This window comes from Wohlfahrtiimonas chitiniclastica DSM 18708 (assembly GCF_000375345.1).
Classification (GTDB): domain Bacteria; phylum Pseudomonadota; class Gammaproteobacteria; order Cardiobacteriales; family Wohlfahrtiimonadaceae; genus Wohlfahrtiimonas; species Wohlfahrtiimonas chitiniclastica.
In genome coordinates, this window is record NZ_AQXD01000001.1 from 894,477 (window position 1) to 910,186 (window position 15,710).

The 15,710-nt window shown below is 45.1% G+C and carries 15 protein-coding genes; 4 read left to right on the top strand and 11 right to left on the bottom strand.

Going from position 1 to position 15,710, the window contains the following annotated elements:
* Window positions 1-44: 44 nt before the first annotated feature.
* Window positions 45-485, top strand: coding sequence for an OsmC family protein (locus B143_RS0104180; RefSeq protein WP_018122329.1), 441 nt, complete (start codon window positions 45-47; stop codon window positions 483-485).
* Here B143_RS0104180 and B143_RS0104185 read toward each other — a convergent pair.
* Together B143_RS0104185 and B143_RS0104190 are read right to left on the bottom strand one after the other, a co-directional pair.
* Window positions 482-1,297 (bottom strand): symmetrical bis(5'-nucleosyl)-tetraphosphatase, encoded by an 816-nt coding sequence (locus tag B143_RS0104185; protein ID WP_018122330.1) that lies wholly within the window; start codon window positions 1,295-1,297, stop codon window positions 482-484. The genes B143_RS0104180 and B143_RS0104185 overlap by 4 nt on opposite strands.
* A complete protein-coding gene (locus tag B143_RS0104190) occupies window positions 1,298-2,386 on the bottom strand; it encodes a tetratricopeptide repeat protein (RefSeq protein ID WP_018122331.1) in 1,089 nt (362 codons plus the stop codon).
* A gap of 198 nt (window positions 2,387-2,584) precedes the next feature.
* Between B143_RS0104190 and B143_RS0104195 the strand changes: the two genes are divergently transcribed.
* From B143_RS0104195 to cobT, 3 genes are all read left to right on the top strand, one after another.
* Window positions 2,585-3,118 (top strand): UPF0149 family protein, encoded by a 534-nt coding sequence (locus tag B143_RS0104195; RefSeq protein ID WP_008314248.1) that lies wholly within the window; start codon window positions 2,585-2,587, stop codon window positions 3,116-3,118.
* Between the two features lie 9 nt (window positions 3,119-3,127).
* Window positions 3,128-3,751, top strand: coding sequence for a LysE family transporter (locus tag B143_RS0104200; protein WP_018122332.1), 624 nt, complete (start codon window positions 3,128-3,130; stop codon window positions 3,749-3,751).
* A gap of 98 nt (window positions 3,752-3,849) precedes the next feature.
* Window positions 3,850-4,911, top strand: a complete 1,062-nt coding sequence (gene cobT / locus B143_RS0104205) for a nicotinate-nucleotide--dimethylbenzimidazole phosphoribosyltransferase (RefSeq protein ID WP_018122333.1) — start codon at window positions 3,850-3,852, stop codon at window positions 4,909-4,911.
* 49 nt (window positions 4,912-4,960) lie between these two features.
* Here the strand turns inward: cobT and B143_RS0104210 are convergent, their stop codons facing one another.
* From B143_RS0104210 to B143_RS0104250, 9 genes are all read right to left on the bottom strand, one after another.
* Window positions 4,961-5,506: an NADPH-dependent FMN reductase gene (locus B143_RS0104210; protein WP_018122334.1), complete on the bottom strand. Its 546-nt coding sequence runs from the start codon at window positions 5,504-5,506 to the stop codon at window positions 4,961-4,963.
* Window positions 5,507-5,595: 89 nt separating this feature from the next.
* Complete coding sequence (locus tag B143_RS0104215; RefSeq protein WP_018122335.1) at window positions 5,596-6,873, bottom strand: O-acetylhomoserine aminocarboxypropyltransferase/cysteine synthase family protein; 1,278 nt, start codon at window positions 6,871-6,873, stop codon at window positions 5,596-5,598.
* A gap of 258 nt (window positions 6,874-7,131) precedes the next feature.
* Window positions 7,132-8,262 (bottom strand): radical SAM family heme chaperone HemW, encoded by a 1,131-nt coding sequence (gene hemW, locus B143_RS0104220; RefSeq protein WP_018122336.1) that lies wholly within the window; start codon window positions 8,260-8,262, stop codon window positions 7,132-7,134.
* A 12-nt stretch (window positions 8,263-8,274) separates the two neighbouring features.
* Entirely contained in the window at window positions 8,275-9,033 is a 759-nt protein-coding gene (gene nadE, locus B143_RS0104225; protein WP_018122337.1) for an NAD(+) synthase, read from the bottom strand.
* Entirely contained in the window at window positions 9,023-10,120 is a 1,098-nt protein-coding gene (locus tag B143_RS0104230) for a nicotinate phosphoribosyltransferase (RefSeq protein WP_008314235.1), read from the bottom strand. The genes nadE and B143_RS0104230 overlap by 11 nt, the downstream gene beginning before the upstream one ends.
* 200 nt (window positions 10,121-10,320) lie before the next feature.
* Window positions 10,321-10,728 (bottom strand): YqaA family protein, encoded by a 408-nt coding sequence (locus B143_RS0104235; protein WP_026165703.1) that lies wholly within the window; start codon window positions 10,726-10,728, stop codon window positions 10,321-10,323.
* 3 nt (window positions 10,729-10,731) lie between these two features.
* A complete protein-coding gene (gene mscL, locus B143_RS0104240; RefSeq protein ID WP_018122339.1) occupies window positions 10,732-11,163 on the bottom strand; it encodes a large conductance mechanosensitive channel protein MscL in 432 nt (143 codons plus the stop codon).
* Between the two features lie 16 nt (window positions 11,164-11,179).
* Window positions 11,180-14,428: an AAA family ATPase gene (locus tag B143_RS0104245; protein ID WP_018122340.1), complete on the bottom strand. Its 3,249-nt coding sequence runs from the start codon at window positions 14,426-14,428 to the stop codon at window positions 11,180-11,182.
* A gap of 3 nt (window positions 14,429-14,431) precedes the next feature.
* Window positions 14,432-15,670 carry an exonuclease SbcCD subunit D C-terminal domain-containing protein gene (locus B143_RS0104250; protein WP_018122341.1) on the bottom strand — a complete coding sequence of 413 codons (1,239 nt, stop codon included), beginning with the start codon at window positions 15,668-15,670 and terminating at the stop codon, window positions 14,432-14,434.
* Window positions 15,671-15,710: the final 40 nt, after the last annotated feature.

The following is a 15,710-nucleotide window of genomic DNA, read 5'->3' on the forward strand; positions in this document are numbered from 1 at the left end:
TAAAGCGTAAACACCCATAAAATGACAACGATTAGGAGAGAACAATGAGCGACAATGCTGCAAAAGTTTATCAAGCCCGCACCACCATCACCGATGGCTTTCAAGTCAAAATTGAAGCGCGTGATCACACCCTTTATTTTGATGAGCCCAAACCCTTTGGCGAAGATACGGGCATGACGCCCGTGGAAGGTTTACTTGGTGCCATTGGCGCATGTAAATCCATCGTGGCAAAAGTCACCGCTAAGCAAATGGGCATTGAATATCGTTCAATGGAAGTCTTGGTGGAAGGTGATTTTGACGCACGCGGCTATCAAGGCAATCCGGATGTCGCCATTGGTTTTAGCGACATTCGCACAACTTACGTGATTGATTCTGATGCCTCAGAAGAAAAACTCAAACAATTGATGGCCTTTGTGGATGCTCACTGCCCGGTCGCTGCCACCATTAAAGACAGCGCGCCGATGAGTTCTACACTGCGCCGTTAATCTTTACGCTTTTTATGAAACAATGGATGCGGCGATTGATCTAAACGAATCGCCGTCAATTTTTCACCCCAAGCGCAACCGGTATCAATGCACGTGATGTTGTTTTCACTGTGCAATCCAAGCGATGCCCAATGGCCAAAAATCACCTCAGTCTGACCAAAAGCATTTGGCATTTTAAACCATGGAATGAGTGTCTCTGTCGCCTCTGACAATGGCACTTTGGCATCAAAGTCTAAATGCCCATCGGCAAAGAGATAACGCATGCGTGTAAACACATTGACAATGGCGCGAATGCGATCAATGCCTGTTAATGATTCATCCCAATAATTTGGCTGATTGCCGAACATTTGTGGCACAAACTCGCCACACAATACATCATTTTTTAATACCGTTTCAGCCTCTTTTGCAAGCTCAAGGGCTTGATCAATCGACCATGAAGGATGAATGCCTGCATGGCAAATTGCCACATCTAAATCTTCAATGTAATGCATTAAAGGCTGCTGACGAAGGAAATGAATGTACGCATCCACATCAGGGCTTTGCATCAATTGATCATACGTATCGTGACGCTTTAGGCGGATCAACCCTTGTGCATACACCAAAAATGCCAAATCATGATTGCCCAACACCGGAAAAATTGAGTCGGTGTGCTTCATCAGGTAATTTAAGGTTTTCTCTGACTTAGGACCGCGATTAATCAGATCGCCCACCAAATAGAGACGATCTTTGGCGTGATCAAATTCAATTTTTTCCAATAGTTTCTTAAATTCACGATAACAACCGTGCAGATCACCCATTGCATAAATGGCCATTTAATTTTTATTCCTACTGTTTAAATACTCATGCAGGCGCTGAATGCTATTGTATTGGGCATGAATGGACCATGCATAACTTGAGGCCAGCTCCTCCATCCCACTTTGACCAAGCGCACCGACATATTCACGCAGCGTCAAACCATCGGTTTGCGCCACCACCGTTTGGGCTTGCTCATAATAATCTAAGGCGCGCTCAAAATCATCTTGTGACACATAAAAATAGATCAAGTCAAACAAGGCTGATAAGGAGAAATAATGCAATTGATCGGCTGATTTCGTCAAGCTTTGATTCACATTTTTAAGGGCATCTAAATACATTGTTTCAGCCGCTTTCGGGTGCCCTGTTTGCACCAAAATCCAGCCGAGCATCGATTCTGTACGCGCTAAATTGTAATGATCGCGCGCTTTTGCACTCATGTGCAACTCATATTTTTGATCTAAAATGCGTTTCGCTTTATCAAACTGCCCAAAATCTAAATAAAATTGCGCCAAGTTTTCCATCGCGAGCACCGTGCGAATGTCCCCAAAGCCCAAATATTTCATATCATTATTAAGGGCATAATTGTAATAATACTCAGCCTGACTCAATAAATTACGGGTTTCATACGTCCATGCCAACATGCGAAGGGTTGCGCCATAATCGGTATTGTAAGGATATTTTTTCCGAATGGAGATCGCCGTTTCTAATAAATTGGTGACGGTTTGAATGTCTTTATTTTCAATGTCATACGTCCAAACCAACGCTTCTAAGACATTCGCATACAATAGCTCATTGGCCACATCATTTTCGATCAATGTTTTCGCATCGAGCAGTAAGGCGCGCGCGACCAATTTATCTTTCTCTAACCCTGCAACCTTTAACAATGCCTCCACATATATGGCATTGCGCTGATCCCCTTCGTATTCATCTAAGCCGCGCTGATAATAGGTTTTTGCCAACTCTTCATTGTTTTGCTCTAAAAACCAATCACCAATCAATAACGTATTTTGTAAACGCTGCGCCGGGCTTTCTGACAATTCAATGATGGTGTCTAGGGCTGAACCTTGCGCCTCTTCAGTCATCGCTAAAGAATAGGAGACGCCCATATTCAGAATCCCTAGCATTCCCAATGTTTTCAATGAAATTTTCATAAATGATGGCCCAAGTCTGTTGTGCAAATGATACAGATTTTCTATTTTACAACAAAACATAGTATCAAAAAAATTTAATTCATGATGGATTAAAGCGATGATAATTGGGATAATTGACAATTCTTTCGAAAAGTTTCAGTTAAAGGATGCTACATGAGCGCAAATCAAGACGTGTTATACAAAGAATATCAAGAGGTTCTCGCCGGTTTAAACCCATCAGAGGCGCAAGGCATCCTGATTGCTTACATCTGTGCGCATCCAAATGAAGCGGTGTTGCTCTGGATCAAAGAGCTCTCTCGCTTAACAAATGATGGCATCAAAGAGGGTGATTTACTCGTTCAACTCTATAAAGAGACGGTGCAATCTTTAAACGATTTAAATTTCACCTTCACACCATTATTGCCAGAAGATGCGGACATTTATCAAAAAATTGCAGCCTTACAACAATGTGGTGAAGGTTTAGTGTACGGCATTGGCATGAATCACCTTAAGTTAGAAGGCGATGCCTATGAGTTCATGAATGATTTGATTGAATTTACCCATGCAGACTTTGAACCTGAAGATGAAATTGATGATGAAGCCACTGAACAAGACTTTGAAGAGATCTTAGAATTCGTTCGCATGGGCATTTTACTCATCTATCATGAAATCCTTCAAACCACAGAAGCAAAAAAACCAAAAGCGTAATCGACATTTATGATCCTACTTGCCTCCATCGCCATGACACAGTTGGTCGCCTTAGCGTCTCCTGGGCCTGATTTTTTCTTCATCTCGCAAGTGGCAGCAAGCCGCCCGCGTGAAGATGCACTCAAAGCCATTTTTGGAGTCACACTGGGCGTTTTTGTGTGGGCGTTGCTTGCCCTCCTTGGCTTAAACATTGTGTTAAAACAGTTGCCTTGGCTCCATCGCGGCATCATGACCCTTGGGGGCAGTTATTTACTCTATTTAGCTTATTTATTGATGCGCGCAGCCCTCAAGCCTACACAAACGAGCGCGCGCAATGCCACCGCTGTCAAACAGCGCTTTTTCTTAAAAGGGCTTTTGACCAATCTATCTAACACCAAAGCCCTCATCTATTTTGTGAGTGTCTTTTCAGCAATTGTCACAGGCTCTGTTGATCTTTCCACCAAAGCCATGATTTTAGGCATCATCACCTTAGAAACTTTGGTATGGTTTTTATTCATTGCCCGCCTTTTCTCATTGCCAAAGGTGAAACAAAAATATCAGCAATACGCGCCCTATATCGATGGTTTAGCCGGCATTTGCTTTTTATTGTTTGGTGGATTTTTGGTCTATGCGGGATTGTTTAGCGCGCTTTAATCATAAAAATTAATAAAAAGCCCGCCATAATCATTGCAAAACATCTAGATAATGGTAGGCTAAGTGAATCTGAGCGACTTGCAGATTCAAGGATCATTATGAGAACGTATCACATTCAAGAGCCTGACTTAATCATTAAAAAACAGGTCCAAGCCACACTTGATGGCCTCTCAAAACCGATTGGTTCCCTCGGTAAGCTTGAGGGTGTTGCCCGCAAAATTGCCACGATCCAAAAAACATTGACCCCAACATTGACGCACCCGCATCATCTTATTTTTGTGGGAGACAATGGCATCAGTGACGAACAGATCAGCCCAAGCCCAAAAGAGATCACCTGGCAACAAGCGATGAACATCATGCAAGGCGGTGCGGGCATCAATGTCTTTGTGCGACAACATCATTTTGATTTAGTGGTGATCGATGCTGGCACTGATCATGATTTCCCCACCGATATGGGCATCATTGATCGCAAAATTCGTCGTGGCACCCGTAATTTTCTCCATGAAGCGGCCTTATTGCCCGATGAAGTCAACCTTGCTTTGCAATATGGTGAAGAGGTGGTCAACCTCATTGATCATCATGGCTGCAATGTGGTCTCAATGGGTGAGCTCGGTGTGGGCAGTACAGCGGCAGCCTCGATGTGGATGTCGTTATTAACGGGCATCCCGTTGCCACAATGTTCAGGTTATGCCTTTGGCGGCAAATACAGTGATCATAAATTGCATGTCCTGACGGATGCATTAAAACGCTTTGTACTACCCGTGACGCCCATGAATGTGATGAGTGAATTCGGTTCTCTTGAACTCATCATGGCAACGGGAGCCATGCTCAGAGCCGCTGAACTCAATATGGTGATTCTCATTGATGGTTTTTTAATGAGCACAGCATTTTTGATGGCATATAAAATCAATCCAGACATCGAGCATTACGCCATTTTCTGTCAACGCAGTGAAGATAAAGGTCATCGTCAATTGCTTGAATATCTAGGCGTTGAGCCCCTGCTCCACTTAAACTTTTATGTCGGCGAAGGCAGTGGCGCTGTGTGCGCCTATCCCCTCATTCAATCGGCGGTCAATCTATTGACACAAATGAGCCGCTTTGATGAAACCTTCACCGAGCGCACATGCTATGATCTGAGTGAGCCTGAAAGCGATGCATAAAAAAAGCTGGCCAAGCCAGCTTTGTCTTGATCCTGCCAATCTCACATGCTTAACCGTTGTGCTTAACCCACTCCACAAACTGATTAACCCAACCTTCTAAATAGGCTTTGGTGCTGTCACTGGTGATGTGCCCATCGGTATCAAAGGTATTGTCGTGATATTGCAAATACACATCTGGCTGACTCATCACAGGCATATTAAGGCACGATAAAATATTACGAAGGTGCTGCTGAGCCAGTGCAGTGCCTAAAGCGCCTGGGCTTGTGCCCAAAATACCGGCAGGTTTACCTTGCCAAACACTGCTGCCATAAGGACGCGAACCGTGATCAATGGCATTTTTTAATAATGCAGGAATGGAACGATTGTACTCAGGGGTCACGAAAATCACCGCATCCGATGCCGCAATCACCTTTTTAAAGTCTAACACTGCCTCAGGCGTTGGGGCTTCATTGTCTTGATTGTACATGGGCAACTGACTGAGATCGGCAAACACCGCCTCATAATCTGCGGGCAAAAGATGACTGACCGCCACCGCTAACTGTTGATTCAATGAGCCTTGACGAATACTACCAACAACAAATGCGATTGTTTTCACACAACTCTCCTTTCTGTTTTTTATGAGTATGATGCCATTATAGTACCACTTCACATAAAAAAATCCCCCAATTTCTGGGGGATTTTGTCTTAGCCGCGTTGTAAGGCTTGATCAAGATCAGCTTTAATGTCTTCGACATTCTCAAGCCCCACAGAAATGCGGATGAAACCTTCAGAGATGCCAAGGGCTGCCAACTCATCTGCGGGTGTTTGACGATGCGTGGTGCTCGCAGGATGCGTCACGATTGTGCGCACATCACCCACATTCACCGCATGAATGCCAAGCTCTAAACCATTGATGAAGGCACGGCTCTTCTCACGGCCACCTTTAATGCCAAAGGCTAAAATACCGCCTGCACCTTTCGGGAAATATGCTTTAGCACGGTCATAATCAGGATTGCTTTCCAATAAAGGATAGCTCACCCACTCCACTTGAGGATGGTTTTCTAACCACTGAGCCAATGCCAATGCACTTTTCGAAACGTAATCTAAACGTAAGTGCAAAGTTTGAATGCCTTGAAGGATTAAAAATGCATTAAATGGGCTCAAAGAAGCACCAATATCACGCAACACATGGGCACGGGCTTTGATTAAGAAGGCTAAGTTGCCAAAAGCCTCTGTATACACCAAACCATGATAAGCATCTTGTGGCGTGGTTAAGCTTGGGAATTTACCATTGTTCCAATCAAATGTGCCTGAGTCTACAATCACACCCGCGAGCGCATTGCCATGACCACCTAAATATTTCGTGGCAGAATGCACCACAATGTTGACGCCATGATCAAAGGCTTTAAAAATCGCAGGCGGTGTGAAGGTGCTGTCCACCACAAATGGCACATCATTGGCTTTGGCAAGGGCGGCAAATTTTTCCACATTCAACACTTCAACTTTCGGATTGCCAATCACTTCGGCAAACAAAATTTTGGTATTGTCTTGAAAGGCTTGTTGAATCTCTTCGCGGCTGGCATTTTGATCCACATAGGTCACCTCAATGCCAAAATTTTTCAATGTGTTAGAAAATAGAGAGTAACTGCCACCATAGATGGATTTAGAAGAGACAATGTGATCGCCTGATTCACAAATGCTCAATACTGTGGTCAGCAATGCTGCTGCACCTGATGCCACAGACAAACCACCGACGCCACCTTCTAGCTCTGCCACCACATTGCCAAGGGCATCATTGGTGGGGTTTGTTAAACGTGAATAGATGTTGCCAACGGCAGATAAGTTAAATAAATCCGCACCATGGTCTGCATCATTAAAAGCAAATGCGGTGGATGTATGGATCGGGCGCACGATGGAATTGGTTTCATCGCCTCTAAAACCTTGGTGGACCGCTAACGTTTCTAAGTGTAATTTTTGTGTCATGGTTGTTTCTCCTCGTTGTGATGGTTTTTAAAATAAAAAAGCCGGAGTGATCTTTGTCACTCCGGCTATGTTTTGCATGTTAAAACGATGATGCTTTAGAGAGTGACTCATACGGATTCGAGAGTCACTTTTGCAAGCAACTCTCCAAAGCATCATCATTTCAATTACAAATAATAGGTTCATTTTCTGTTCCAGATAGGTTTTACAGTATTTATAAAAGCACATTCCATTCGTGGCGTCAACACTCTTTTAAAAAAATTAATCAATGAATTCTGAAAGCACACGATTTAAAAATAAAAAGCCTTTCTCTGTGGTGGCAAGCCTTTGTCCTTGTTGCAATAAGCCTTCGGCTTGTAACGCTGCAATTTTTGCATCAATGCCACTGAAATCTAAATAGGTGCGCGCTGTAAAATATTCCATCGGCACTCCCGTTTTTAAGCGCAACACATTGAGCATGAACTCAAAGGGCAAATCCTCTTTGTCCACCTCTGTGATCGTCAAACGCTCAGCGGCTGATTTTTTCAAATATTGTGCGGGATGCTTTTCAAGCAATGTGCGCAAAATCTTCTGCTCACCTTGCATGGTGATCTTGCCATGCGCACCTGCGCCAATGCCAATGTAATCCCCAAATTCCCAATAATTGCGATTGTGCACCGATTGATGCCCTGCTTTCCCAAAGGCAGACACCTCATAATGCTCATAACCGTGCTGTGCTAAGCGTGCATAACTCTCAAGCTGCATGCGCTCAACCAATTCACTTTCAGGCAAAGGGGGCGGATACTTATGGAAAAAGGTGTTCGGCTCTAACGTCAATTGATAATGGGAGATGTGATCCGGCGCTAATGCCATCACACCCTCTAAATCGGACAATGCCTCTTCAAGGGTTTGATCAGGCAAGGCAAACATCAAATCACAATTGATGTTCGTAAAACCGGCGGCGCGGGCAACACTCACCGCACGTTTTGCTTCATCAGCTTGATGAATGCGCCCAAGCTTTTTCAAATGCTTGTCGTTAAGACTTTGAATGCCAATGGAAATTCGGTTAATACCAAGATCATGATACGCCTGAAAATACGCAGCATCTACAGTGCCAGGGTTCGCTTCGATGGTGATTTCTGCATTTGGATCAATGGAAAGATAGCTTCTCAATCCACTCATCAAACGCGCCATATCTTCAGGTTTCATTAAGCTTGGCGTACCGCCACCAATGAAAATGGAACGAATTTTTCGTCCCCAAATGTATGGCACAATGGTGACGACATCTTCAAGCAAAGCATTGACGTAATCATCGTCATAGCCCTCAGTTTTGAGCTGATGGGAGTTAAAATCACAATACGGGCACTTCTGAATACACCATGGAAAGTGTATGTACAAACTTAATGGAATCATACAACCTACAATTTATTGAAACTCGGATAAGGGCTTAGGCGCATGGGGCAACTCGCGCTTATGCACAGAGCGGCTTTGCCAATGCTTGACCACTTTTTGAACATGATCAGAGACAAACTCACCGCGCAAGGCTCGGTTCATCTCATCATAACTGATGCCAATTTCCCCTTCATCGGTTTGATCTTCCCATAAACCACCAGAAGGCGCTTTATGAATAATCGCGCTTGGCACACCTAAATGGCGCGCTAAATCAAAGACTTCATCTTTCATCAAATGGATCAATGGGACGATGTCCACGCCGCCATCACCATATTTGGTGAAGTAACCCATTTGCCACTCCACTTGATTGTCTGTCCCCACCACCAAAGCTTGATTTGCTTGGGCAATCGCATACAACGTCGTCATGCGTAAACGCGCGCGCATGTTACCATCAATCACCAACGTTTCTGTCTTGGTTTGACCCTGCAAGCGTGATGCGCCAATGGCATCATACAGCATGCGATGGGTGTCAGATAAATCCACTGTAATGTTCGGCATGTTTGAGGCGTCTGCCACGATGTGGGCATCTTTTAAATCATTCGGATGACTGTGACATGGCAACATCACCGCCAATGAGTTGTTTAGATCAGCCTTAGCCAATAAAAAACTCACCACCGCAGAATCAATGCCGCCACTTAAACCAAAGACATAACCGGTCATCGCACGCGCATCACGCTCATCATGCAGCCATTGGATCAAATGATCCACATAACGTGTCCAATTATCCTTCATACGCCACCTTCTCTAATCTTGGGTTTGGCCAGTATTCGCGTCCGGCTTTCGCTTGGGGCTGACCATCGAGCAAAACATTGTCACCCGTAAAACCAATATTGATCTCCAATAAACTTGAACCCACACCATAAACATTGATCGGCACATTGTGTTTTTCAAAATTAGCAATCTTCTCAGGCGTTAAACCGCCGCTGACAATGATGTTCACATGCTGATAACCTTCGGCATCTAATGCTTCACGCAGGGCAAACACCAACTCTTTATTGCAACCGCGCGGATCAAATTTACCGAGCAATTCAGGATTGCGCATAAAGTATTGATCCACCATATTGCCAGAGGTGTCAATGCGCACCGCTGCCAATTGATCTCCAAGTGTGCGTGCCACTTTTAATGAGTCGGTGATCACATCATTGTGATAATCCACAAGCACGACCAATTGATCCTCAGGAAATGTCTCTTGATACGCTTTTGAGGCTGCCACAATGTCACCATTAAAGAGCTGAATGAGGGCATGCGGCATTGTGCCAATGCCCTCTTTGCCCCACCATTCATTCATGGCATGGGTCGCTTGGGCAGAACTGCCGCCAATGAAAGCTGCATAACCATCGCCCGCTTGCTGACTGAAATGATCATTGCGATCCCCCATAAAGAGCACCATTTTATCGCCCGCAGCTTTCACCACATGATGAACATTTGTCGCCACTGAGCTTCTTCTGGCTAAAATGCCGTCAATCAAGCCTTCTAAAAAGCCGAAATTTTCATAATGTCCTGTGATCGTAAGCACTGCTTCAAAGGGTTCGATCAGATCCCCATCATGCAGGGCATGAATCTCTAAGGATTCAGGATTTTTTGCAAAAGTATGAATCAAAGCAATGGATTCATCGATCCCACACACCACAACCTGTTCTTTGCGCTGAAAAAATTGCATCGTCACAATGCGATTTTGACAATATTTTTGGGCCAGTTCTGCGGTTTTTAGAAAATAGACGGCAGAGAACCAGCCATCTTTCACTCGTTCATCAAACTTAAATGTTTGATTGGTTAAACGTGCTATTTTGCCTTGTTGCTTCAACTCAAATTCTTTCATATTGTCATTGCCACTTCACTTGGTTGCGGTATTATCGCATTTTAAAAAAATTTATCAAAATAATTGATATTATGGGCATTATATTGAATAAGCATCATCAACTCTTCTGATAAACCTCCTGTTTTTTCTCATCCTCATGCTTTGTTGAGTGTTCAAACATTTGTGCAACTGAATTTGCATTATGTTTAATATATTAAACATTATTTCCAGAAAAAAAGCAAAATTATCATCCCATAACGTGCCATTTTTCCGATCAATAAATAGACCGAACACGCAAACATCGGCAACCGAAGCCAGCCTGCGGCTAAAGGCAACGCATCGCCAATCAATGGCACCCATGACAATAACAACACAGGGCTGCCATAACGGGTTAAATAATTTTGCACTTTTTCTGAGGGCAGTTGCTTAAGTGGCAACCAGCGCCCGATCATCAATGATGTAATGCTCCCAAGTGTGTTTGCAAGGGATGCCACACATAAAGCTAGGACGGCTGCTTCTGGGAATTTGGCTAAAAATGCCAATAAAGCCACTTCAGAGCTCCCTGGCAAAATCGTTGCCGAGGTGAACGCTGAGGTGGCCAATAGCCCGAGCGCAGCCGCTTCGCTGATCACTTATTTTTGTTCAGATTGCTTGGCTAATAAATCGCGAATCTCTTTTAAGTAATCTTCAGATGTTGGTGCAGGCGGTGCTTTAGGCGCTTCTTCTGCTTGTTTTTGCTCTTCATGAGCTGCCGCTGCCATGATTTTGTTCGCAGTTTTCATGATGATGAACAACACAATCGCCGTGATGAAGAAGGTAATAAGTGCACTCAATACAGCACCGACGTTAAATGTCACACCTTGTACTTGGAACACTAAGTTGCCAAGTGCATCATCGGCTGAGGTTTTGCCTGTGGTTAACACAAAAATTAAGCTGATGATCGGTGTTAATAAACCTTCAACAATTTTGTTCACAATCGCAGTAAATGCCGTACCGATCACAACACCCACGGATAAATCTAAGATGTTGCCACGCAATAAAAACTTTTTAAACTCTTTAAACATAGGTTGTCCTTTTCAATTAACTCATTAACGAGGAATCAAGTTTAGTACATCCCGGGCCAATAATGATACTTTTTCCACCATTTTTTGGCTGAATTTGGATCTGTGTCGTGATTCGCTCTTTTAATGCTGACACATGGGAGATGATGCCAATGAGTTTGCCTTCCCCATGCAACCCCGCTAACAATGACAATGCTGTATCTAATGCATCTTCATCGAGTGTGCCAAAGCCTTCATCTAAAAAGAGTGAATCCACCCGCACCGTTTGACTGGCCATTTTTGATAAACCGAGCGCCAGCGCTAAGCTGACAATAAAACTCTCCCCACCGGATAAATTTTTCGTGGAACGCACTTCACCCGCTTGATAGTTATCGATCACATTGAGTTGAAGCGCCTCTTTTTCATCGCGCACCAATAAATAACGATCCGACATTTTCATGAGCTCTTGATTCGCTTGACGCACCATCAATTCAAACGTAAGCCCTTGAGCAAAGGTGCGATATTTTTTCCCATCTGCCGAGCCAATCAAATGATTGAGTGCACGCCATTGATCACGCGTCAGGCGCTGCTGTTCTATCGCGGCATGCGTTTGTGCCATGGTTGATTTTGCTGCACTGTTTTGTTGCCATGTTGCCTGTAAACTGCCAAGTTTTTGATTGACCTCATCAAGATGGCTCTGCTGCTCATCAAACTTCAAGGTCAAGGCTTCCATCGAGTCTGTGGTGAGGCTCAGTGCGCTCATCTCAATCAATCGTGCCTCTGCATCCGATAAACGCATGCGATTTTTCTTCACCTGTACATCAAGTGCATCCCTTTGTGTCTGCAGTGCAATGCGCTCAGCTTTTGGCAACATGGCAGCAAGGACTGCTGCTTCTGAAGCAAAACCTGCCTCATGGCATGCCGTTGTCCATTCAGCATTCACGATCGCTAACGTTGCAGCGCGCGCCTGAAGGCTTGCCGTTAAGCCAATCATGCGCTCTTCTAAGCGCATCATAGATTCTGCCGCTTGTTGATGGGCTGTTTTGACCGTTTCAAGGGTGGTTTGACGCGCCGTTACATCTGCCTGCCACGCAGCTTTCACCGCTGTGACAGCCGTATCACCTAAAAGTGTCCGACGTGCCTTGAGCTTCTCATCATACTGCCCTTGCCACGCTTTAAGTTCTTGCTCAAATGCTGTCAATTGCGCAGCACACGCCATTTTTTGCCCCGTCAAGGCGGCAAGCTCTGCCTGTAAGGGTTGCAATTGTTCGTTTTCCGCCTTGATTGTGGCTTCTGCCGCTGCCCATGCTGCTTTGCGCTCAGTCAGCTGCGTAAGCGCAGCCGCGCGGTCAAGGTCGGTCAGATCAAAATGCCTCACCTCTGCATGCCATGCATTTAAATCAGCCTTCACTGACTCTTCTAAAGTTTTAATCTGTGCAGCACTCTCATTAACAACGCTTTGCGCATGTGAGACTTTAAGTGCCATCATCTCACACTCAGCTTGTGCATGTTTAAGCGCCGTCATACTGTCCTGAGCGCGTTTTTCTGCTTGCTCTAACGCCACAAGCGCCATTTCAATGGCATCCATAATGCGAGTGATGCGAGCAATCTCTGCCTCTGCTTCACTCGTTGGCAATGGCGCTGTTACATAAGGATGCGCTGTTGAGCCACACAATGGACAGGGCTCATCCGTCTTCAAGCGCGCCCGTGCCGCTTCATAATTGTGTAGGGTTGCATGAAAGGACTGCTCACGCAGCCAATGATCTTTTTCTCGCTGATAATCTTTCAGGGTTTGCCCATTGTTCAACGTTTCAAGCGCCGCTTTCTTGGTTGTCACTTCTGATTCTGCCGCGGAATTTTCGGCCAGGATTTCCGTCTTGACTGTGATCTGGGCAGTCATTTGCGTTTGCAAATGCTCAAGCGCCATCATTTGTTCAACATAATTATTTTTCAGCGCTAGGATTTTTGTATCGTGCTGCTTTAAGCGATCATCTATGGCACAAATGCGCGGCAATACCTCAATGAGCGCGGCATCTTTCCGGTGCGCTTGTAAATATGCTCGCTGCATTTCGCATTGCTGATGAATCTGAGCAATGCGCGCCTCAATTGCTTCAATCTGCGTTGTTAAGTCCACTAAATGCGCGGCATCGTGACTTTGTTTTATTGTGCCCTGCTCAATGCGCTCACGCATGGCATCCATCGCTTGATCAAGGGCAGATACGCGTTCCCATAAGCGCTCTTTGTCGGCGCGTTCAGCCAATACAGATTCAAGTGCATGAGTCGCCGCATCGACCTTCTGTTGATGCTGCTGACAACGCTCTTTTTGAATGGGCAAGGCTTCTGCCTGCTGCTTGAGCTGCTCTTCATCGCGCGCATGATCTTTTCTCAACTGATGAAGATGCTCAAGTCGCCCTTCTAATGTTGCCGCTTGCAGTGCTTGATTAAGGCGCGTTTGTTGAGGCTCAAATGCCGACCACTGCTCAGAGACATGCAATGCCTCATGCTGCAATTCGCTGATGTGCTGCATGAGCGCCTGACGATCTTTTTGCCATGCCATCGCTGCTTGTGTTTGAGCAATCTCTGCCTTTAATTCGGTGAGCTTTTGTGCACAATCATCCATCGAGGCTTGAAGCATCGCTTCCTCTTCAAGCGTGAGCAACTGCACAGCTTCCACAGACGCCGTTAAATCGTCAAAAGCACGCTCCTCTTTCCGCATGCGGTTGAACACTGATTTAGAAATCTCTGCATAGATCTCTGTGCCTGTCAATTGCTCTAAAATTTTGGACTTCTCATCGCTATTGGCCTTTAAAAAACCATCAAACTGCCCTTGTGCCAATAAAATAGAGCGCGTAAAACGCTTAAAATCCATACCTGTTTTCTCTTCAACGACGGCAGGCACTTTACTGCGTTTACTCTCTAAAATATTGCCTGTTTCATCACTGATTTCATGACGCGGATCTTGCAATGCCCCTGTGATGGATTTACGGGCGCGGCGCTGATCAAAACGGCATAAAAACTCTCCTGCTTGGGATAAAAAGCGCACCTCTGCATAGCATTCAAAGGTGTGACGACTCATGATTTCATTGTCGGTTTTAGTGATGCTGCCAAGGCGCGGCGTTTGCCCATAGAGCGCTAAACAAATGGCATCTAAAATGGTGGATTTACCAGCGCCCGTTGGGCCTGTTAAAGCAAAAATGCCATGAGTTTGATAAGCGTCATCCGTGAAATCAATGTGCCATTCGCCTTGTAAGGAATTTAAATTTTTAAAGCGCAATTCTAAAATTTTCATGCATCACTCCGCGTTTTGATCATCTTCATTGAGGGATTGCACCACGTCTTGATGCAAGGCACGCAACAATGCACTCGATTCTGGCAAAACATCTGCCGCCTTTAAACATGCCTCAAACACATCCTCAACACTCAACTCTTCAAGCGCGACGGCATCTTGTGCCACTTGCATCACCTGATTGAGCACTTGCTGATTTTTAATGCGTAAAATCATCAATGATGAACCTGCCACACGCGTTTCTAAGCGACTGCGTAAATCCCCAACGATGGCATTGCCGGTGTATTCAATTTCCAGCCACACGGGTTGTTGCATCTCCCTTAAAGCATCGAGTCGCGCTTCTATGGTGTCTAAATCACCGCTGATGCGTTCTAATGCCTGAAAGCGCGGAATGGGCAACAGGGAAATTGTTGCGTTTCGTCCCACAAACTCAATGATCACCACTGATTTATTCTGTTTTGCCTCCCCAAAGCCCATGGCAATCGGCGAGCCTGAGTAACGAATGTGTTCACATCCCCCCACAATTTGCGGCACATGTAAATGCCCTAATGCCACATAATCTAACTCAGTGGGAAATGCTGCAACATTCACATAAGCAAGATTGCCCACATACAGATCCCGCACACCATCGCCTTCTAGGGTTTCACCCCCTGCGGCAAATAGGTGTCCCATTGCCACAATTGGAATCTCTTGGTGACCGGCAGCAGCGCATCTACTTTGCTCAGCAATCGCTAAATCCGTCACCGCTTGATAGTGGTGCTCAATGCCCATGATCAACGCGCGATTTTTATCCTCAAGACTTTCCCCTGCCGTCATGATGCGCATGTCTTTGTCACGCAAATAGGGCACCGCACACACGATGAGCTCAGGCACGCCATTGCGCGTCAATGTGATCACTTCATCGGATAAATCAGCACTCACCTGCCCAATGACATGCACATTTAGGGCTTTAAGCAGGGCTTGCGGTGCATTTAAAAATGTAGGCGAATCATGATTGCCTGCCGTGATCACCACATGCTGACAATCCGTTCTGGACACTTGATGCAAAAACTCATAATACATTGCCTGGGCACGGTTACTTGGCAAATTGGTGTCAAACACATCCCCAGCAATTAATAATACATCGATCTTTTCTTCTGTGAGCGTTTTGATCATCCATGCTAAAAATTCGGAAAATTCTTGATGACGCTTATGCCCATACAGGGCGCGCCCTAAATGCCAATCGGCGGTGTGGAGGATTTTCATTGTCAATTCATTTATGGTTGGTATGTCCCTAGTATTGCTG